Consider the following 19921-nt stretch of genomic DNA (forward strand, 5'->3'; position numbering starts at 1 on the left):
CTATGGCCAGTTTCAAGAAAATTGCCCGCCGCAGCTTCCTGATCGGCTCTGCCGCCATTGTCGGCGGCGTTGCTTTCGGCGCCTATTACGTCAGCCGGCCGGCCCCGAACCCGCTGAAACCGGCAGATGGCGAAGCGGCGTTTAACCCGTTTGTGATGATCTCACACGAAAAGATCACTCTGATCGCCCCCCGCGCCGAGATGGGCCAGGGCGTGCACACCACCTGGGCCGCATTGATCGCCGAAGAGCTGGACGTGACGCTGGACCAGGTGGAGGTCATCCACGGCCCAGCCGCCACTGCCTATTACAACTCCGCCCTGCTGGGGGAAGTGATCCCCTCCAAAGGCTACGACAAATCGCGGTTCATACATTCGCTGGGCGAGGCGCTTGGCCATGCGGGCAAGCTGATGGACATGCAGGTGACCGGCGGCTCCTCCTCGATGAAGGACGGGTATGAGCGGATGCGGGCCGCGGGCGCCTCTGCCCGGGAAACGCTGAAACTTGCCGCAGCCAACCGGCTGGGCATTGCCAGCAGCCAGCTGTCCACCAAGGAGGGCAAGGTGATTGCCCCCGGCAACATTGAAATCGCCTATACCGATCTGGCTGCTGAGGCTGCCGGGCTGGAACCGGTGGAGGCCCAACTGCGCCACCGCAGCGAATGGAAACTGCTGGGCAAGGCGCAGCCGCGTGTGGACATGCCCGGCAAGGCCACCGGCACAGCTAAGTTCGGCATCGACATGCGCCTGCCAGGGATGAAATTCGCGGCCCTCAAGGCCAACCCGCACCTTGGCGGTTCCATAAACGGCTTTGATGCCAGCGAAGCGCTGCAAATGCCGGGCGTCGAGCAAGTTGTGGACCTGGGCAATGCCTTTGCCGTGGTTGCAAACAACACATGGCTCGCCATCCAGGCCGCCGAGGCGGTCGCCGCAGACTGGGGGCCTGCCCCCATTCCGGACACGCAAGCGGAAATCCAGGACGCCATCCGCGCGGCCTTTGACGCTGAGCCGAACTCCACCCTGCGCGACGATGGCGATGTCTCCGCACTTCCCCAAGGGGCGCAGGAAGTCTCCGCCGAATACGAGGTGCCCTTCCTTGCCCACGCGACGATGGAGCCGCTGAACGCCACCGCACTCTACGACGGCAGCAAACTGCAGCTCTGGAGCGGCAACCAGGGGCCGCTTCTCACCCGCAACCACTGCGCCGATGCGTTGGGGATCGACCCTGAACAGGTCCAAGTGAACACCTCTCTGATGGGCGGCGGCTTCGGGCGGCGCGGCGAGATGGACTTCTCGGTCTATGCCGCCAAGCTGGCGCGGCAGATGCCGGGCACCCCGGTACAGCTCACCTGGAGCCGGGAAGAAGACATGACCCATGATTTCTACCGCCCCGGTGCCATGGCCCGGATGCGGGGCGCGGTGAAGGACGGCAGCGCGGTCCTGCTGGACGGTCAGATCGCCAGCCAAGCGCTGACCCCGCAGCTGATGAGCCGCTGGTTCGGCATGACACCTGCGGGTCCCGACACAACACTTGTCGACGGCGCCTTCAACCAGCCCTACGGCATCCCCAACTACCGCATCCGCGGCCACGCCGCGGACCTGCAGGTCCCGATCGGCGCCTGGCGGTCTGTCGGGGCGTCCTTCAACGGCTTCTTCATGGAAAGCTTCATGGACGAGATGGCCCATGCGGCCGGAGCCGATCCGCTGGAATTCCGGCTGGCCCTCACACGCCAGGAATGGGCACCTGCAGCCAAGGTGCTGGAAGCGGTCAAGGAGATGTCCGGCTGGACCGGTAAGACGCCTGATGGCGTTGGCCGGGGCGTTGCCATGACCTACAGCTTCGGCACGCCCGTGGCACAGGTGATCGAGGTGACGGAGGAAGGCGGTCTGATCCGCCTCAGGAAGGCCTGGATCGCCGCCGACCTGGGCGTTGCGCTGGATCCGCAGAACCTGGAAGCACAGATGTTCGGCGGCATGGCCTATGGGCTGTCAGCTGCCATGTTCGGCGAGATCACCTTCGCCGAAGGTGCGGCGGAACAAGGGAACTTCCCCGACTACGACGCCATCCGCATGCACACGATGCCTGAAGTGGAGGTGCGTATTCTGGAAGAGCAATCGCATATCAGCGGCGCAGGCGAGCCCGGCACCCCGCCAGCGGCTCCGGCGCTGGCCAATGCGCTCTTTGACCTCACCGGCAAACGCGCCCGGCGGCTGCCGCTGATGCATGACTTCGATCTGCTGATCTGACACCTGCGCGGCCTGCCCTGCCGGGGCGGGCCGCAAATTCTCAGGCGAGCGGTTTCACCATGCGGTAGTTGTGGAGCGTCACACCGCGGCGCTCCACCTCACGCGGCCGTTCAACGGCAAACCCCTGCCGCTCAAAGAACCCGCGCGCGGCCTCGCTGGCATTCACGTATAACTGCACCAGCCCTTGCCTTTGCGCTGCGGCCTCCAACTGCCCGTACAAGGCTGCTGCAACGCCCTGCCCCGCAGCCCGCGGATGGCAGAACAGCATGTCGATATGGCCGTCTGCCTCCAGGTCGATGAAGGCCGCAGCAACATCCGCCTTGTCCGCGGCCACCCACAGCTTGCGGCCATCGCAAACCCGCTGCCGGAACAGATCCGGCGGCGGGGCCTCCGGACACCAGGCGGCAATCTGCTCCGGAGTATAATGGCGGCTGGCAAGGCCATGCACCGCTGAATGGAATACATCCGCCAGCGCGGCTGCATCTTCAGCCCTGCCGCGCCTGACAGTGAACGCCCGCAGCCCCGAGGCAGCGCCGCCTGCACCTTCTTGTGTCATGAAAGAACCCTATGCCGTCTTCTGAAGACCAGCCTGCGGGCCGCCCGCGGCCCAGGCTTGCACTGCAGCGCCAAAGGCTTCGAACAGCGGCCGCGAAACCGGGTCCGCCGCCGCCTCCCACTCCGGATGCCATTGCACCGACAGGGTGAACCCCGGCGCGTCCTTGATATAGACCGCCTCCGGCGTGCCATCAGGCGCGTGGCCGTCGATGACAACCCGCGCGCCGGGACGCTTGATGCCCTGACCGTGCAGGGTGTTGGTCATCACTTCCTCCGCGCCGAACAGGCGGTGAAACACCCCGCCAGAGCTGAATTTGACCGTGTGGCGCAGGGCGAATTTCTCCTCCAGCGTGCCGTCCGGCGGCATCCGGTGATTCATCCGCCCCGGCAGGTCGCGGATTTCCGGGTGCAGGGTGCCGCCCATCGCCACGTTCACCTCCTGGAAACCGCGGCAGATGCCCAGAAACGGCTGGCCGCGCTCCACGCAGGCACGCACCAGCGGCAGCGTGATCGCGTCGCGTGCCCGGTCAAAGGCACCATGCGCCTCCGTCTCGGCCTCGCCATATTCATTGGGATGCACGTTGGGCCGCCCGCCAGTCAGCAGGAAGCCGTCGAAGGTATCCAGCAGTTCCGCCACCGTCACGAACCGCGGATCCGAGGGGATCATCAGCGGCATGCAGCCCGCCACCTCGGCGATTGCCTCGGAATTCATCGTCCCGCCCGCGTGCACGGGATACTGATCGTTCAGCAGATAGGAATTGCCGATGATGCCTACTTTGGGTCGCGCCATGATCTGCCTGTAAATCCTTGTCCTTTAGAAAAACCTAGCTCTGCCACTGCCCGGGTTCAACAGTTCCTGCGGCGCAACAGATTGTTCACATGCGCACACGCCTCCGCCTCAGCTGCCCTCCTTGCCTGCCGCATTGCCGCCGGACACGACGGTGATCACCTTGCATCTCTGGCCGCCTGCAGCCCGGTAGCTGTGTTCGAAACCCGCATCGAAATAGACCGAGTCGCCCTTCTGCAGCACTTCGGTTTTGCCATGAATGGACAGTTGCAGGCTGCCCTCGATGACATAGAGCATCTCCGCGCCCTCGTGGCTGTGCGGCTTGCTTTGCACCGCCGTTGCCGGGAACTCCGCCAGATAGGCCTGAAACCGGCTTTTTGAGACCGGGAAATCCAGGCTTTCAAACAGGTAGGACACCGGCCCGTCGGTCTTGTCCCCCAGTTTCAGGCGGTCGCGCGCCCGCACCACCTCAAACACCGGTTCTTCCTCGCCGGGTCCAAAGAAATGATCCAGCCCGACGCCAAACACCAAGGCGATGCGCAGCAGCGTTGCCAGTGTCGGAAACACCTGCCCGCGCTCGATCCGCGACAGCATGGCCGCGGACAGGCCGGTATGTTCCCCCAATTGGGCCAGCCCCATGTCCTTAGCAAGGCGCAGGGTCCGTACTTTCGGACCGATTCGATAGGCCTCCAGCCCGTCCTGCAGGGTGTCTGACAGCGCTGTCCGGTTCACGGTTTCACCTCCAGAGCAAACTTGCGCTCTTGATTTTAACATCATGCAAAAATCATGCACATCACACAAATGTGCACTGTATGCAAAATTCTTGCATGAAATGCTGCAATCACCAAGGGGCTTTCCGCTCCTGCCAGTGACAGAAAGGATCATCCGAGATGTTTAACCGCCCTTCCCTGACAGCTCTCGCAATCGCCATCGGCCTGGCCCTGCCTGCCGCCGCGCCTGCCGCATCCAAGGACATTGTCGACACTGCAGTTGAAGCCGGCAGCTTTGAAACCCTGGCCGCCGCGCTGACCGCCGCGGACCTGGTGGGCACGCTCAAGGGCGACGGGCCTTTCACGGTGTTCGCCCCGACTGATGAAGCCTTTGCCGCCCTGCCCGAAGGCACGGTCGAAAACCTGCTCAAGCCGGAAAACCGCGAGCAGCTGACCCAGATCCTCACCTACCACGTGGTGCCGGGCAAGGTGATGTCGTCGGATCTGAGCGATGGAATGAAAGCGGAAACCGTGATGGGCAAGGAAATCACGGTGTCCCTGAACGGCGGCGTCAAGATCAATGACGCCTCGGTCACCACCGCGGATATCGAAACCGCAAACGGCGTCATCCATGTGATCGACACCGTAATCCTGCCCTAATAGCGGCCTTCCCCTCCTGCCCTTAGTTTAGGGCAGTAAGACCGCTTGCAGAGCATCCCCTCCCGTCCCTGCGGGAGGGGCACTTTTTCAGATTTCGCCCTTGAGGCCCGCAGCTTCGATGCCCGCCATAGCCGCAATGGCGTCGTTGTCCGAGGTATCGCCGGTCACGCCGACCGCTCCGATCACTGCGCCATCGGCACCGCGCACCAGCACACCGCCGGGCACCGGCACCACCTGGCCGCCGTAAACGCCGTTCACCGCTGCCATAAAATAGGACTGCGCCTCTGCCCGCGCCATCTGGGCGCTGCCGGCCATTCCCAGCATCACCGAGCCATAGGCCTTACCGTGGGCAATTGGGAAGCGGCCCGGCGCGGCGCCGTCTTCACGCTCAAATGCCTGCACATGGCCGCCGGCGTCCAGCACCACTACCGACAGCGGTTTCAGGTTCAGCTCATGCCCCTTCTCCAGCGCCACGCGGATGATAGTGCGCGCCTGCTCCAGTGAAATCCCAGCCATCAGTTCAGCCTCCTCTCCTGACGTTACGGAACAGAAAAGGAGGCCAAAAGGCCCCCTTTGACTACCCCTTTTTGCAGGGAAACTGTTTCATCCGGTCAGTTTGCCGCGGTCAGGCCGCGGCTTCCTGGGCCTTCAACTCCAGCCGCCGGGCGTGCAGCACCGGCTCGGTGTAGCCGGAAGGCTGCACCCGCCCCTTGAAGACCAGATCGCAGGCCGCCTTGAATGCGATGGTGTCATAGCCCGGTGCCATCGCGCGGTAGGTATTGTCGCCGCGGTTCTGCTCGTCCACCACTTTGGCCATCTTGCGCAAAGAGCCCATCACCTCCTCTTCCGAGACGACGCCATGGTGCAGCCAATTGGCGATGTGCTGCGCCGAAATCCGGCAGGTGGCGCGGTCCTCCATCAGGCCGACGTCATTGATGTCCGGCACCTTGGAGCAGCCGACGCCCTGGTCCACCCAGCGCACCACATAGCCCAGGATGCCTTGCGCGTTGTTGTCCACCTCACGGGCGATCTGGCGCGGGGTCCATTTGCGGTAGGTGGCCAGCGGGATTTCCAGGATACCGTCCACATGGGCGCGGCGGCCGCCCTCTTTCAGCTTGGCCTGCACCGCCAGCACATCCACCTTGTGGTAATGCAGCGCGTGAAGTGTGGCGGCAGTCGGGCTCGGCACCCAGGCGCAATTGGCGCCGGATTTCGGATGCTCGATCTTCTGCTCCAGCATCGCCGCCATCATGTCGGGCATCGCCCACATGCCCTTGCCGATCTGCGCCTTGCCGGACAACCCGCATTCCAGGCCAATGTCGACGTTCAGGTTCTCATAGGCGCCGATCCAGCCCTTGCGCTTGATGAAATCCTTGCGGCTGAACGGCCCCGCCTCCATCGAGGTGTGGATCTCGTCACCGGTGCGGTCGAGGAAGCCGGTGTTGATGAAGGCCACCCGGTGCTTGGCGGCACGGATGCATTCCTTGAGGTTCACCGAGGTGCGGCGCTCCTCATCCATGATGCCGATTTTCACGGTGTGGCGCGGCAGGCCCAGGATATCCTCGACCTTGCCGAAGATGCGGTCAGTGAACGCCACTTCCTCCGGCCCGTGCATCTTGGGTTTCACCACATAGACAGAGCCATGGGCAGAGTTGCCGCCCTCGCGCTTCAGGTCGTGTTTGGCGATCATCACGGTGATCAGCGCGTCCAGCAGGCCCTCGTATGCCTCGTTTCCGTCCTGATCCAGCACCGCCGGGTTGGTCATCAGGTGGCCGACATTACGCACCCACAACAGGGCGCGGCCCTTGACGGACATGGCGGATCCGTCCGGTGCGGTATAGCCGAAGTCCGGGTTCAGGCGGCGGGTGATGGTCTTGCCGCCCTTCTCCAGTTCCGCCTCCAGATCGCCCTTCATCAGGCCCAGCCAGTTGGAATAGGCCTGCACCTTGTCCTCGGCATCGACGCAGGCGACCGAATCCTCGCAGTCCATGATCGCCGACATCGCGCTTTCCAGCCGCACATCGGCCAGACCGGCCTGATCGCGGGCGCCGATGGCGTGGGCGCGGTCGAACACCAGCTCCACATGCAAGCCATTGTTGCGCAGCAGCACGGCTTCGGGCGCCTTGGGGTTGCCGCGGTAGCCTGCAAATTTCTCCGGCTGCGCCAGCGGCAGGTCGTCGATCAGCAGCTGGCCGTCCTGCACGTGATAGCGGCGCACGTCGGCGTGGCTGGCGCCATTGATCGGGAAGGCCTCGTCCAGAAACACCCGCGCCCGCGCCACAACCCGCGCGCCGCGGCCCTTGTCATAGCCGCCCTTGGGGGCCGGAGTGCCCATCGCGTCAGTGCCATAGAACCCGTCATACAGGCTGCCCCAGCGCGCATTGGCCGCGTTCAGCGCATAACGCGCGTTGGTGATCGGCACCACCAGCTGCGGCCCCGGCACCTTGGCAATCTCCGGGTCCACGTTCTGGGTTTCGATCTCAAAATCGCCACCCTCCGGCAGCAGGTAGCCGATCTCTGTCAGAAACGCCTTGTAGGCCTCGTGGTCATGCGGCTTGTCGCGGTTGGCGATATGCCAGGCGTCGATTTTGGCCTGGATGTCCTCGCGCTTGGCCAGCAGCGCCCGGTTTTCCGGGCCGAAGGCGTTCACCAGCTCCGCCAGGCCTTTCCAGAACGCCTCGGCCTCGATCCCGGTGCCCGGCAGCGCCTGCTTCTCGATGAACTCCGCCAGCTCCGGCGCAACCTGAATTCCCTGTTTTTCGACCCGGTTCATGCTCTGCTCCTTCCGGCGGTACACCACTGTATGCTGACACCTGTCTAGGATAGAGGTTTCCGATCGGCAACAAAACAGGCGCCTTGTGAAACCGAACTCAATTTCTTGATTTTCAAGAAAGTGCTGCGGATTTTCCGGAAGCCGCATTTCAACCGCCAATCCGCTTGCAGTCCCGCCCCTATCCTCTACACCTGAAAAGAAGCAGTGCAGAGGAGAGCGAGAATGGCCAAAGACACGCCCCAGACCTTCTACCTGAAAGACTACACGCCCTTTGGGTTTGACGTCGAAAGCGTTCACCTGACCTTCCGCCTGGCGCCGGAAACCACCCGCGTCCTGAGCAAAATACGCTTTGCCCCGAAACCGGACGCGGCAAACAAGACCTTCTTCCTGCACGGCGAGGATTTGCAGCTGATCTCGGCCAAAATCGACGGCCAGGCGGTGACCCCGGAACTGGTCGAGGGCGGCCTGAAATGCGATGTGCCCAGCGCCCCCTTCACCTGGGAAGCCGAGGTGGAGATCAACCCAGCCGGCAATACCGCGCTGGAAGGGCTTTACATGTCCAATCGCATGTATTGCACCCAGTGCGAGGCCGAGGGCTTCCGCAAGATCACCTATTACCCCGACCGCCCCGACGTGATGTCCACCTTCACCGTGCGGATTGAGGGCGACGAGCCGGTGATGCTGTCAAACGGCAATCCCATGGGCCAGGGCGAAGGCTGGGCCGAATGGCACGACCCCTGGCCGAAACCGGCTTATCTGTTTGCGCTGGTGGCCGGCGATCTGGTGAACCATCCCGGCAGCTTCACTACCAAATCCGGCAAGGAGGTGGAGCTGAACATCTGGGTCCGCCCCGGCGACGAAGGCAAATGCGCCTTTGGCATGGAGGCGCTGAAGAAGTCGATGAAATGGGACGAGGACGTCTACGGCCTGGAATACGACCTGGAGCTGTTCAACATCGTCGCCGTCGACGACTTCAACATGGGCGCGATGGAGAATAAAGGGCTGAACATCTTCAACTCCTCCTGCGTTCTCGCGTCGCCCGAAACCTCCACGGATGCCAATTTCGAACGCATCGAGGCGATCATCGCCCATGAGTATTTCCACAACTGGACCGGCAACCGCATCACCTGCCGTGACTGGTTCCAGCTGTGCCTGAAGGAGGGCCTGACCGTCTTCCGCGACGCCCAGTTCACTGCCGACATGCGCTCTGAGCCGGTGAAACGGATCGACGACGTGATTACGCTCCGCGCCCGCCAGTTCCCCGAGGACAACGGCCCGCTGGCCCATCCGCCGCGCCCCGAAGCCTTCCAGGAAATCAACAACTTCTACACTGCCACCGTCTATGAAAAGGGCGCCGAGGTGATTGGCATGCTGAAGCGGCTGGTGGGCGATGACAACTACTACAAGGCTCTGAAGCTCTATTTCGAGCGCCACGACGGCCAAGCCTGCACCATCGAGGACTGGCTGAAAGTGTTCGAGGATGCCACCGGGCGCGACCTCAGCCAGTTCAAACTGTGGTACAGCCAGGCGGGCACTCCGCGGGTCAAGGTCACGGAAGACTACGCCGACGGCACCTATACCCTGACGTTTGAGCAATCGACGCCGCCGACGCCGGGCCAGCCCGACAAGGCGCCGCGGGTCATTCCGGTGGCGGTGGGCCTGTTGTCGCCCAACGGCGACGAAATCCGCGCAACTGAGGTGCTGGAAGTGACCGAAGCCAAGCAAAGCTTCACCTTCGGCGGCCTCGCCTCCAAGCCGGTTCCTTCTATCCTGCGTGAATTCTCCGCCCCGGTGATCCTGGAGCGCGAGACCACCAACGCCGAACGCGCCTTTTTGCTGGCCCACGACACCGACCCGTTCAACCGCTGGGAGGCCGGCAATGCGCTGGCCAAAGAAACCCGCGTGGCGATGGTGCTGGACGGGGCCGCGCCCGATGCCGCCTATCTCGACGCGCTGGAAAAACTGGTGCGCGACGACGATCAGGATCCGGCGTTCCGCGCCCTGGTGCTGTCACCGCCCAGCCAGGCCGACATCGCCCAAACCCTGCATGAGCGCGGCTATACCCCCGATCCGCAGAAGATCTACGACGCCGCAGAGACCTTCGCCCAGACCCTGGCGCAGCAATTGGAAACCAGCCTGCCCCGGCTCTATGCAGCCACCACCGTCGAAGGCCCCTATTCCCCGGATGCCGAAAGCTCCGGCAAACGCGCCCTGAATGGCCGCATCCTGTCGCTGCTGACCCGGCTCGACGGCGGCGAACAGGCCGCGCGCCAGTATGCCTCTGCCGACAACATGACCCAGCAGTCTGCCGCGCTGGCTGCCCTGATGAAGGCGGAGAACGGCGAAACGCAAAGCCAGGCGTTCTTTGATCAATGGCAGGACGACCGGCTGGTGATGGACAAGTGGTTTGCCCTGCAGATCGCCTGCGCCGCGCCGGAGAAGACAGCTGCAACCGCTGCGGCGCTTACCAAACACCCGCTGTTCGACATGAAGAACCCAAACCGCTTCCGTGCAGTGATGGGGGCGCTGGCCGGCAATCACGCGGGCTTCCACCATTCCAGCGGCGAGGGTTATCAGTTGCTGGCCGACAACCTGATCGCGCTGGACAGGCTGAACCCGCAGACCACTGCCCGCATGTGCGCCGCCTTCCAGACCTGGAAGCGCTATGATGCAGGGCGCCAGTCGATGATCCGCGCCCAGCTGACACGTATTGCGGATACAGAAGGCCTCAGCCGTGACACCAATGAAATGGTGACCCGTATCCTGGATGCCTGAAACGCCTGTCACACCAGTCCCGGCGGAGGACTATAGCTTCTCCCGCCGGGGCCGCTCCCGGGCGGCCATTATTGCAACGGGCGGCTGGCTGGCTGCCCTTCTGGTGCTGTGGCAGGTGCTGGACGCCGCCCTGTGGCTGGTGATCCTTCTGGCACTTCCCGTTCTGCCTGCCATTGCGGACCTGATCCGCAACCCGCTGTCCGGGCTGAATATTTCCCAAGACCGGATTGAGTGGTTCACCGGCAAGCTGACCGGACAGGCGCAGCTGGATGAGATAGACCACGTGCGGTTCGACACCCGCTGGGACTTCTCGGTGCGCGCGACGCTGGTCCTGCGCAGCGGCAAACGAATCCGTCTGCCGCAAGAGGCCACCCCGCCGCACGCCGATGCCGATGCGGAATTTCAGAAGCGCGGCATCCGCACGGAACGCCACCATTTCACTGCGTTCTGAAAGCCCTCCGTCAATCGCGCGGCAAAACCATTTTGGATTTTAAACAGCCTTGCGCGGTTAACCGCCCAAGCGCATTAACTTCCTCAGTGCCGCCATCTTTGCGCCCCATTGCCTGACGAAACTGTGAACAACGATAAGCTGCCACGTATCAGGAAGCACAAATGCTCACACAGTCTCGACAGGCACGGGATCTTCTGTCCCGCATATCAGGCCTGGTTTCCAGCCGGTCCCGGCCTGCTGCGCGCCAGGTCCCAGCCCCTTCACCAGCCCCTGCCGCTGCCGGTCAGAATCCTGCACGGCGGCTCGAAGACAGCCTGTCCATCCCGGTCCGCAGCGAACACGGCGACCCCGAGTGCATCGCGGCCCAGGACCGCGGCCAGTTCCTGGCCCGCCAGGAGCTGTGGGAAGATCTGTCGCAGCAGATCCGCGACGCTGACGAGACCCGCGCCGCCGCCCGATGCGGCCTGCCGCTGGCCGATCTCATCGCCTATGGCGCCCGCGCCGATGTGGTGACAGCAACCGAACATGCCCTGACCGAAAGCCAAAACGCCGGCAGCCGCGCCCTGATCCGTGGCCTGATGGCGTTTGAGGCGCTGCGGGCAGAGAACCGCCACGATCCGTATCTGACAGCCCTGGTGGCGCTGGCCCATATCGATATCGGCTGGGCCTGGCGCGGCACCGGCGGGCAGGATACGCCACCCCCGAACCAGCGCCGCTGCGCCGCTCACTTCGACCGTGCCGCGGCCCTGCTGGACCCGATTGCGCAGTCCAGCCAGAACAGCCCGTTCCTGCTGGCGGCGCAATGCGCGCTCTATGCCGGCCGCCGCAGCGGCACCATGCAGGTGGCAGACGCCTACAGCGCGCTGATTGATCTGGCCCCCGGCAACCACCGCCACATGCGCGCGCTTGGCACACAGATGCTGCCCGGCGCTTCCGGCTCCTATGCCGCGCTGGAGCTGGAAGCCCGCCGCACCGCTGCCCGCACCGAACAGACCTGGGGCGCAGGCGGCTACGCTTGGGTTTATTTTGACGCCATCTCCATCGACGATCAGGCCTGCGCCCGCGTCGACACCCAGTTCTTTCTGGACGGGCTGCGCGACATCGTGCGGGCCAACCCCTCGCAGGAGATGATCAACCTGCTGACCGCCTATTGCACCGTTGCCCTGTCCAAGGGGCCGGACCGGGACCCGCAGAGTGACAGGCAGAGGCTGAAGATCGCTGAGGCCGCAAACTGGCTGATCCGCGATCACCTGAGCGAATTGCACCCGCTGGTCTGGGCCCACGCAGAGGAAGGCTTCGACAACAGCACCCGCATCCGCTCGGTCAGCCGCTTCGCCGCCCGCGGTCACGCCGGCGCGCTGCAAGCAATTGCCGCCCAGTTCCGTGAGGAAATCGAAAACGGCCAGCAGGTTGCCTTTACAGAACAAGGCCTGCAGCTCACTTCAGCTTGAAGATTTTGTTTTGAAAAGAAAAACGGGGCCGCGGCCCCGTTCCATCATTTCTTCTTGAAGGCATCCATCAAAGCCGCGCCCAGCGCCCCTGTGCCTTGGCCGGAACCCTGATCACGGCTCTGGCCGCCCTTGGGTGCGGCAGGCGTCCTGCCCTTGCCGCCTCCCTGATGCCCGCCCGGCTTGCCGCCACGGCGCGGTCCCGCGCCCTTGGCCGGGCCGCGGGCGTTCCGCTCCTCCTTGGCTGAGGCGCCGCCGTCCTTCTTCATCGTCAGCCCGATCCGCTTGCGCGGCACGTCCACCTCGGTGACGGTGACCTTGACCACCTGGCCGGTCTTCACCACCTCATGCGGGTCCTTCACAAACCGGTCGGCCAGCTGGCTCACATGCACCAGACCATCCTGATGCACGCCGATGTCGACGAATGCGCCAAAGGCCGCCACATTGGTCACTGTGCCCTCCAGCACCATGCCAGGCTTCAGGTCGGTAATCTCCTCCACCCCGTCCTTGAAAGAGGCCGTCACGAAAGACGGGCGCGGGTCGCGGCCCGGTTTTTCCAGTTCCTGAAAGATGTCGCGCACGGTGGGCAAGCCTACCTCTCCGCCCACAAAATCCTCCACCCGCAGGGACTTCAGCGCCGCACCGTCGCCCATGATCTGGCGGATATCGCGCCCGCAGGCAGCGACGATCTTGCGTGCCACATCATAGCTTTCGGGGTGAACTGACGAGGCATCCAGCGGCTCCTTGCCGTCGCGGATGCGCAGGAAGCCCGCGCATTGCTCAAACGCCTTGGGCCCAAGCCGTGCAACCTTCAGCAGTTCCTTGCGCGAGCTGAATGCGCCGTTCATGTCACGGTGCGCCACAATCGCCTCCGCCAATCCGGGGCCAAGGCCCGAGACGTGGGACAACAGCGGCGCTGAGGCCATATTGAGGTCGACGCCCACCGCGTTCACCACGTCCTCGATCACTGCCTCCAGCGACTTCGACAGCTTGTGCTGGTCCACATCGTGCTGGTACTGGCCGACACCGATGCTCTTGGGCTCGATCTTCACCAGTTCCGCCAGCGGGTCCTGCAGGCGCCGGGCTATCGACACCGCCCCGCGCAAGGACACGTCCAGATCCGGGAACTCCCGCGCCGCCAGTTCGGACGCGGAATAGACCGAGGCGCCGGCCTCGCTCACCACAACCTTGGTCGGCGCCTTGATCTTGGCAGGCAGATGTTTCAGCACTTCGGCCACCATCCGCTCGGTCTCGCGGCTGGCGGTGCCATTGCCGATGGCGATCAGCTCCACGCCATGTTCGGCGATCAGTTTCACAATCGACACCTGCGCGCCGCGCAGATCGTTCTTCGGCTGGAACGGGTACAAGGTCTCTGTCGCCACCAGCTTGCCGGTTGCATCAACCACCGCCGCCTTGACGCCGGTGCGGATGCCCGGGTCCAGCCCGAGGGTCGGCCGCGCACCGGCCGGAGCTGCAAACAGCAGGTCCTTGAGGTTGCGGGCAAAAACCTGGATGGCGTCTTCCTGCGCGCGGCCGCGCAGATCGCCCATCAGCTCCAGCATCATCGAGAGGCTCAGTTTCACCCGCCAGGTCCAGCCCGCGACCTTGCGCAGCCACTTGTCGCCTGGGCCATTGCCGCCCGCGCCCAGCTCCGCCGCGACCATTCCTCCCGCCCGGGCCACGCCCTCTTCCGGCTCCGGTCCCACGTCCAGCGTCAGCACGCCTTCGTTTGAGCCGCGCAGCATCGCCAGCGCCCGGTGCGAGGGCACATCCGCCCAGCGCTCGGAATGCGCAAAATAGTCAGAGAACTTGGCGCCCTCCTGCTCCTTGCCCTCAATCACCTTAGCGGTCAGCACCGCCTCCCGCTGCAGGAACTCCCGCAGCCGCCCCAGCAGGGAAGCGTTTTCCGTCAGCCGCTCGGTCAGGATATCCCGCGCGCCGTTCAGCGCGTCCTTCACCGTGGCCACGGCCTCGGTGATATACCCTTCCGCCAGCTTCTCCGGATCGGCACTGCGGTCGCCCAGGATGGCATCTGCCAGCGGCTCCAGCCCGTTTTCCTTGGCGATCATCGCTTTGGTGCGCCGCTTGGGCTTGTAAGGCAGATAGATATCTTCCAGCTGCGCCTTGGTCTCCGCTTTGGCGATCGAGGCCGCCAGATCATCGGTCAGCTTGTCCTGCCCCTTGATCGACTCAAGGATGGCGGCGCGGCGCGCTTCCAACTCCCGCAAGTACGCCAGCCGTTCCGCCAGGGTGCGCAACTGGGTGTCATCCAGCCCGCCGGTTGCCTCCTTCCGGTAGCGTGCGACAAAGGGGACCGTGGCGCCTTCATCCAGCAGCGCAACCGCGGCGCTCACCTGCTTGGCGGCGGCGCCGATTTCCGTGGCAATGGTCTGGCTGATGCGGGCGGATGTGTCCAAGGCGGCCTCCTGTTGAACTGCTCGGGCTGCCAGTTCTAGCCCTCCTGATGCACCCCGCCAAGAGGCTGAATCTGCCCCAAGCGAACCATTGCGAAGGGCAGCGACCGTCCGAGGGTGGACGCGAAGCGCCCGCCCGTGGGGGCGGACGGGCGCTGCCCGGGCTTGCAGCCCGTGCAAAATAAGGGCTATCCGCACCGCGCAGAATTTTCTCCGTCACCTGCCCTCTTGCCCCTGCGCGCCGCCGGGCCTAGAACGCTGTGCAACTGAAAATGACATTGTGCCGGTGAAACATCGCACCATGCCACTGCAACTGACATTCGGATACGGCGGAAAACCATGCTCGACCTGACATATGAACTCCCCAAGCCCAAGGTGATCGCGGGCGCCAAGCATGACTGGGAACTGGTCATCGGCATGGAGGTGCACGCCCAGGTCAGCTCCAATGCCAAGCTGTTCTCCGGCGCCTCCACCAAGTTCGGCGCCGAGCCGAACTCCAACGTGGCTTTCGTGGACGCGGCGATGCCCGGCATGCTGCCGGTGATCAACGAATACTGCGTCGAACAGGCCGTGCGCACCGGGCTGGGGCTGAAGGCCGATATCAACCTGTGGTCCGCCTTTGACCGCAAGAACTACTTCTACCCCGACCTGCCGCAGGGCTACCAGATTTCCCAGCTTTATCATCCCATTGTGGGCGAAGGCGAAGTGCTGGTGGAACTCGGCGACGGCACCGCGCGCAACGTGCGGGTGGAGCGTATCCACATGGAGCAGGACGCGGGCAAGTCGATCCACGACATGGACCCCAACATGTCCTTTGTCGACCTCAACCGCACCGGCGTCTGCCTGATGGAGATCGTCTCCCGCCCCGACATCCGGGGACCGGAGGAAGCCGCCGCCTATATCGCCAAGCTGCGCCAGATCATGCAGTACTTGGGCACCTGCGACGGCAACATGCAGAACGGCAACCTGCGCGCCGACGTGAACGTCTCGGTCTGCCTGCCGGGCCAGTATGAGAAGTACCAGGAAACCCAGGACTTCAGCCACCTCGGCACCCGCTGCGAGATCAAGAACATGAACTCCATGCGCTTTATCCAGCAGGCAATCGAAGTCGAGGCGCGCCGCCAGATCGCCATCATCGAGGGCGGCGGCAAGGTCGAGCAGGAAACCCGCCTGTATGATCCGGACAAGGGCGAAACCCGCTCCATGCGCTCCAAGGAAGAAGCGCATGACTACCGCTATTTCCCCGATCCCGACCTGCTGCCGCTGGAAATCGAGCAGGCCTGGGTTGATGATATCGCCGCCAACCTGCCGGAGCTGCCGGACGAGAAAAAGGTGCGGTTCATCAACGACTTCGGCCTCTCAGACTATGACGCATCGGTACTGACCGCAGACGTGGAATCGGCGGCCTTCTTTGAGGAAACCGCCAAGGGCCGCAGCGGCAAGCTGGCTGCAAACTGGGTCATCAACGAGCTGTTCGGCCGCCTGAAGAAAGAAGACCACGCGATCACCGAATCCCCGGTCTCTCCGGCCCAGCTGGGCGGCATCATCGACCTGATCGCCTCTGACGCCATCTCCGGCAAGATCGCCAAGGACCTCTTTGAGATCGTCTATACCGAAGGCGGCGACCCGGCGCAGATCGTCGAGGAACGCGGCATGAAGCAGGTGACGGATACCGGCGCCATCGAGACCGCCCTGGACGAAATCATCGCCGCCAACCCGGCGCAGGTGGAGAAGGCCAAGGTGAACCCGAAGCTGGCGGGCTGGTTTGTCGGCCAGGTGATGAAGGCCACCGGCGGCAAGGCCAACCCCAAGGCGGTGAACGAGCTGGTCGCCAAGAAACTGGGCGGCTGATCCGCCGCACATCCGATACCGGAAGGGCGCCCCAAGCGGCGCCCTTTTTCGTGCCGGAAACGGGGGTGTCCTGCGTGCACCCCCTGTACACCCCCTGTGCACCGGGCGGTGCCTTTCCCCGCCACTGCAGCGGAATTCCCCGACTTGACCTTCGCCGCGCCAAGGGCTTTCCTCCCGCCAAAATCCCGGAGGTTTCATGCAGCCCAATTTCGATCAGGAACTTGAGGACCGTCTGGTCCGCTACGCCGCCATAGACAGCCAGAGCGACGAGACATCCGCCGCCACTCCCAGCACTGAAATCCAGTTCGGCATGCTGAACCTGCTGGTGGCGGAGCTGCAGGAGATGGGAGCCGCAGACGTGACGCTGACGGATTACGGCGTGGTGCTGGCGACCATTCCCGCCACAGCGCCGGGGCCGGCCATCGGACTGCTCGCCCATGTGGATACCGCGCCCCAGTTCAATGCCACCGGCGTCAAGCCGCGGGTGATCAAAGGGTATGACGGCGGTGATATCACCTTCCCCGACAATCCGGACCTGGTGTTGTCGCCGCAGAAATCCCCTTATCTGGCCTCCAAACAGGGCGATGATCTGATCACCGCCTCCGGCCTCACCCTGCTGGGCGCAGACGACAAGGCGGGCGTCGCCATCGTCATGACGCTGGCGCAGCACTTGCTGGCAAACCCGGAGATCCAGCATCCGAAGATCCGCCTCGCCTTCACCCCGGACGAGGAGATCGGCCGCGGGGTCGGCGAACAGCTGCCCAAGGACCTGGGTGTGGACTTCGCCTATACGCTGGACGGCGGCGACGCAGGCGAGATCGTCTATGAGAGCTTCTCTGCCGACCGCGCGGTGGTGAGTGTGAAGGGTGTGTCGATCCACCCCGGCTGGGCCAAGGAAAAGATGGTCAACGCCGCGCATCTGGCGGCGAAGATCGTGCAGACCCTGCCGCAGGCCACCATGACGCCGGAAACCACCGCGGGCCGCGAAGGGTTCATCCACATCACCGACATGAACGGCGGGTCTTCGGAGATGGAGATCAAGCTGATCCTGCGTGACTTTGAACTGGACGGGCTGGCCGCCAAGGGCACCCTGCTGCGCAGTGTCTGCGAGGCGGTGCAAGCCACTGAGCCGCGGGCGGAAATCACCTGTGAGATTTTCCCGCAATACCGCAACATGCGCTATTGGCTGGAAAATGACATGACGCCGGTGGAGCTGGCGCTGGCGGCCTGCCGCGCGCATGGGATCGAACCGATCTCTGCCCCGATCCGCGGTGGCACAGATGGATCGCGCCTGACTGAATTCGGGGTGCCGACACCCAATATCTTCACCGGCATGCAGAATGTGCACGGGCCGCTGGAGTGGATTTCGGTGCAGGACATGGCCAAAGCCACGGAGGTCTGTCTGACCCTGGTGCAGATGGCGACGTCAGAGGGCTGAAACAGCCCAGAAACCGGAATTCTGCGAAAATTCCGGCTCGGAAAACACGTGTTTTCCGGGCCGTTTTCCGCGCCGGAAAACGGCGAAGGACCGCGCATTGCCCAAACGCCCTGCCCCTTGACCGCCCCCCCCATTCCGCTAAACCTGCGCTCAAGACAGGAGACGTTCATGCAAGCATTTGAATACAAGGTTGTCCCCGCCCCGGCCAAGGGCACCAAGGCCAAAGGGGTGAAGACACCGGAGGCGCGCTTTGCCAATTCGATCGAGATCCTGCTCAATGAGATGGCCGCCGAGGGCTGGGAGTTCCAGCGCGCCGAGCTGCTGCCGAGCGAGGAGCGCTCCGGCATGATGGGCTCCGCCACCAACTGGCGCAATGTGATGGTGTTCCGCCGTGCGCTTGCGGTGGAGGAAAAGCCCGCCAAAGCGCCGGAAAAGGGCCGTAAGGAGCCCGCCGCGCCGTCGGTGGAATTCCGTCACAGCGAACCGGAAACACCGCGGCTGACGGCGGCCGCAGGCGACCCGGAGGCCCCGCCGGAAGCGGAACAGGTGCCTGGCCCCGGTGCCGCAAAGATGCAGGCCGATGACGGGGTCGAGGAACTGAGCCCGGTCTCCGGCATGACCGCTGCGCTGAAGGCACGGGCCGGGATCAAGGACGGCGATAAAGAGTAAGCTCTTGGAAGGGCGGGCAGATTGCCCGCCGCTCTTTGGTCTCAGGCGCCGATGTCCAGCGCCAGCGCGTGAATGCGCGGCACGATGCCGCCCAGCGCCTTATGCACTGCGCGGTGCTGCTGCACCCGGTTCATGCCCTGAAAGGCTTCTGCGCGGATCCGCACAGCGAAATGGCTCTCGCCTGAGCCATCGTCGCCTGCGTGGCCTGCATGTTTGTGGCTCTCATTGACCACCTCCAGCGCGTCGGGCGCAAAGGCCGCCTGCAGCGCCGCTTCCATTTCCTGCTGAACGCTCATTTTCCGCTCATCCCCATCTTTTTTGCCTGCGCCCCCTTCAATCTGGCGCCCCTTAGACTAAACTGCTGCCTCCGAGTCGAACAGATGCGTCTAGAAGGTGCGCCCCATGAGCAAATCCGATCCCTTTGGCTTCGATATGTCCGTCCGCTCCGCCAAGAAGAAGAATCCGCGCGGGCGGCGCGCTGCCTCCGGCGCCTCCGAGACGTCCCAGCGCGTGTGCGACAAGGACGGCTGCGAGGAGGCCGGCAAGTTCCGCGCGCCCAAAGCACCGGATGTGCTGGATGACTTCTTCTGGTTCTGCCAGGAGCACGTGCGCGAGTACAACAACCAGTGGAACTTCTTTGAAGGCACCACCGAGGCAGAGATGAACGCGCAGCGCTCCAAGGACAAGGTGTGGGAGCGCGAAACCAAGCCGATGGGCGACCCGGAGGCGCGCGCCTGGGCACGGCTGGGTATCGAGGACCCGCATCAGGTGCTGGGCGCCAATGCGACGCAGAACCCGGGCCGCGCCGCCAAGGCAGGCCGCCGCCTGCCACCCACCGAGCGCCGCGCCATCGAGATCCTGGAGGCCAAGGACGACTGGTCCAAGGCCGACATCCGCAAGGCCTACAAGAAGCTGATCAAGGTGCTGCACCCCGACATGAACGGCGGCGACCGCAGCCAGGAAGAACAGCTGCAGGAGGTCCGCTGGGCCTGGGACCAGATCAAGGACAGCCGCAGCTTCAAGTGAGCCAGAGGCGGATTTCCGGAAACCGGGGCGGCAGCAGCCGCCCTTTTTTCATTGCCGCGCCATAGGTTGCGATGGGCGGTCTTTTGCCGAAAGTTTATGATAGAAATTTTATTTCTTTGAC

The 19921-nt window shown here is 64.0% G+C and carries 16 protein-coding genes; 9 read left to right on the forward strand and 7 right to left on the reverse strand.

Annotated elements, in window-relative coordinates:
- Window positions 1–2 precede the first annotated feature (2 nt).
- A complete protein-coding gene (locus tag GC1_RS13305) occupies window positions 3–2243 on the forward strand; it encodes a xanthine dehydrogenase family protein molybdopterin-binding subunit (RefSeq protein ID WP_019296831.1) in 2241 nt (746 codons plus the stop codon).
- Window positions 2244–2283: 40 nt separating this feature from the next.
- Here GC1_RS13305 and GC1_RS13310 read toward each other — a convergent pair whose 3' ends face one another.
- The 3 genes from GC1_RS13310 to GC1_RS13320 form a co-directional block, all read right to left on the reverse strand.
- Window positions 2284–2799 (reverse strand): GNAT family N-acetyltransferase, encoded by a 516-nt coding sequence (locus tag GC1_RS13310; RefSeq protein WP_019296832.1) that lies wholly within the window; start codon window positions 2797–2799, stop codon window positions 2284–2286.
- 9 nt (window positions 2800–2808) lie between these two features.
- Complete coding sequence (locus GC1_RS13315; RefSeq protein WP_019296833.1) at window positions 2809–3588, reverse strand: gamma-glutamyl-gamma-aminobutyrate hydrolase family protein; 780 nt, start codon at window positions 3586–3588, stop codon at window positions 2809–2811.
- A gap of 108 nt (window positions 3589–3696) precedes the next feature.
- Window positions 3697–4317, reverse strand: coding sequence for a helix-turn-helix domain-containing protein (locus GC1_RS13320; RefSeq protein WP_019296834.1), 621 nt, complete (start codon window positions 4315–4317; stop codon window positions 3697–3699).
- Between the two features lie 158 nt (window positions 4318–4475).
- Between GC1_RS13320 and GC1_RS13325 the strand changes: the two genes are divergently transcribed.
- Complete coding sequence (locus tag GC1_RS13325) at window positions 4476–4955, forward strand: fasciclin domain-containing protein (RefSeq protein WP_019296835.1); 480 nt, start codon at window positions 4476–4478, stop codon at window positions 4953–4955.
- 87 nt (window positions 4956–5042) lie between these two features.
- Here GC1_RS13325 and GC1_RS13330 read toward each other — a convergent pair whose 3' ends face one another.
- Window positions 5043–5471 carry a GlcG/HbpS family heme-binding protein gene (locus GC1_RS13330; protein WP_019296836.1) on the reverse strand — a complete coding sequence of 143 codons (429 nt, stop codon included), beginning with the start codon at window positions 5469–5471 and terminating at the stop codon, window positions 5043–5045.
- Window positions 5472–5580: 109 nt separating this feature from the next.
- On the reverse strand, window positions 5581–7728 hold the full coding sequence (locus GC1_RS13335; protein ID WP_019296837.1) for a malate synthase G: 2148 nt from the start codon (window positions 7726–7728) through the stop codon (window positions 5581–5583).
- A 222-nt stretch (window positions 7729–7950) separates the two neighbouring features.
- Here GC1_RS13335 and pepN point away from each other — a divergent pair, with 222 nt between their 5' ends.
- The 3 genes from pepN (at window position 7951) to GC1_RS13350 (ending at window position 12405) form a co-directional block, all read left to right on the forward strand.
- Window positions 7951–10503, forward strand: coding sequence for an aminopeptidase N (pepN, locus tag GC1_RS13340; RefSeq protein ID WP_019296838.1), 2553 nt, complete (start codon window positions 7951–7953; stop codon window positions 10501–10503).
- Window positions 10496–10954: a hypothetical protein gene (locus GC1_RS13345; protein ID WP_019296839.1), complete on the forward strand. Its 459-nt coding sequence runs from the start codon at window positions 10496–10498 to the stop codon at window positions 10952–10954. The genes pepN and GC1_RS13345 overlap by 8 nt, the downstream gene beginning before the upstream one ends.
- A gap of 161 nt (window positions 10955–11115) precedes the next feature.
- Window positions 11116–12405: a hypothetical protein gene (locus GC1_RS13350; protein WP_019296840.1), complete on the forward strand. Its 1290-nt coding sequence runs from the start codon at window positions 11116–11118 to the stop codon at window positions 12403–12405.
- A 44-nt stretch (window positions 12406–12449) separates the two neighbouring features.
- Here the strand turns inward: GC1_RS13350 and GC1_RS13355 are convergent, their stop codons facing one another.
- Window positions 12450–14819: a Tex family protein gene (locus GC1_RS13355; protein ID WP_019296841.1), complete on the reverse strand. Its 2370-nt coding sequence runs from the start codon at window positions 14817–14819 to the stop codon at window positions 12450–12452.
- 336 nt (window positions 14820–15155) lie between these two features.
- Between GC1_RS13355 and gatB the strand changes: the two genes are divergently transcribed.
- The 3 genes from gatB (at window position 15156) to GC1_RS13370 (ending at window position 18774) form a co-directional block, all read left to right on the forward strand.
- The gene (gatB, locus tag GC1_RS13360; protein ID WP_019296842.1) at window positions 15156–16667 is read left to right on the forward strand and encodes an Asp-tRNA(Asn)/Glu-tRNA(Gln) amidotransferase subunit GatB; all 1512 of its coding nucleotides are present in this window, start codon (window positions 15156–15158) and stop codon (window positions 16665–16667) included.
- A gap of 196 nt (window positions 16668–16863) precedes the next feature.
- Window positions 16864–18105: a peptidase T gene (pepT, locus tag GC1_RS13365; protein WP_019294974.1), complete on the forward strand. Its 1242-nt coding sequence runs from the start codon at window positions 16864–16866 to the stop codon at window positions 18103–18105.
- A 168-nt stretch (window positions 18106–18273) separates the two neighbouring features.
- Window positions 18274–18774 (forward strand): DUF4177 domain-containing protein, encoded by a 501-nt coding sequence (locus GC1_RS13370; RefSeq protein WP_019298277.1) that lies wholly within the window; start codon window positions 18274–18276, stop codon window positions 18772–18774.
- Between the two features lie 41 nt (window positions 18775–18815).
- Here GC1_RS13370 and GC1_RS13375 read toward each other — a convergent pair whose 3' ends face one another.
- Window positions 18816–19070 carry a BolA family protein gene (locus GC1_RS13375; protein ID WP_019298278.1) on the reverse strand — a complete coding sequence of 85 codons (255 nt, stop codon included), beginning with the start codon at window positions 19068–19070 and terminating at the stop codon, window positions 18816–18818.
- Window positions 19071–19176: 106 nt separating this feature from the next.
- On the opposite strand from GC1_RS13375, the gene GC1_RS13380 reads away from it, so the two are divergent.
- Window positions 19177–19800 carry a DnaJ domain-containing protein gene (locus GC1_RS13380; protein WP_019298279.1) on the forward strand — a complete coding sequence of 208 codons (624 nt, stop codon included), beginning with the start codon at window positions 19177–19179 and terminating at the stop codon, window positions 19798–19800.
- Window positions 19801–19921: the final 121 nt, after the last annotated feature.

It is taken from the genome of Leisingera sp. ANG1, from assembly GCF_000203975.2.
Lineage (GTDB): Bacteria > Pseudomonadota > Alphaproteobacteria > Rhodobacterales > Rhodobacteraceae > Leisingera.

Coding starts and splice junctions, on each gene's coding strand:
- GC1_RS13305 (WP_019296831.1), top strand. CDS start 3: ATGGCCAGTTTCAAGAAAATTGCCCGCCGCAGCTTCCTGATCGGCTCT.
- GC1_RS13310 (WP_019296832.1), bottom strand. CDS start 2,799: ATGACACAAGAAGGTGCAGGCGGCGCTGCCTCGGGGCTGCGGGCGTTC.
- GC1_RS13315 (WP_019296833.1), bottom strand. CDS start 3,588: ATGGCGCGACCCAAAGTAGGCATCATCGGCAATTCCTATCTGCTGAAC.
- GC1_RS13325 (WP_019296835.1), top strand. CDS start 4,476: ATGTTTAACCGCCCTTCCCTGACAGCTCTCGCAATCGCCATCGGCCTG.
- GC1_RS13330 (WP_019296836.1), bottom strand. CDS start 5,471: ATGGCTGGGATTTCACTGGAGCAGGCGCGCACTATCATCCGCGTGGCG.
- GC1_RS13335 (WP_019296837.1), bottom strand. CDS start 7,728: ATGAACCGGGTCGAAAAACAGGGAATTCAGGTTGCGCCGGAGCTGGCG.
- pepN (WP_019296838.1), top strand. CDS start 7,951: ATGGCCAAAGACACGCCCCAGACCTTCTACCTGAAAGACTACACGCCC.
- GC1_RS13345 (WP_019296839.1), top strand. CDS start 10,496: ATGCCTGAAACGCCTGTCACACCAGTCCCGGCGGAGGACTATAGCTTC.
- GC1_RS13350 (WP_019296840.1), top strand. CDS start 11,116: ATGCTCACACAGTCTCGACAGGCACGGGATCTTCTGTCCCGCATATCA.
- gatB (WP_019296842.1), top strand. CDS start 15,156: ATGCTCGACCTGACATATGAACTCCCCAAGCCCAAGGTGATCGCGGGC.
- pepT (WP_019294974.1), top strand. CDS start 16,864: ATGCAGCCCAATTTCGATCAGGAACTTGAGGACCGTCTGGTCCGCTAC.
- GC1_RS13370 (WP_019298277.1), top strand. CDS start 18,274: ATGCAAGCATTTGAATACAAGGTTGTCCCCGCCCCGGCCAAGGGCACC.
- GC1_RS13375 (WP_019298278.1), bottom strand. CDS start 19,070: ATGAGCGTTCAGCAGGAAATGGAAGCGGCGCTGCAGGCGGCCTTTGCG.
- GC1_RS13380 (WP_019298279.1), top strand. CDS start 19,177: ATGAGCAAATCCGATCCCTTTGGCTTCGATATGTCCGTCCGCTCCGCC.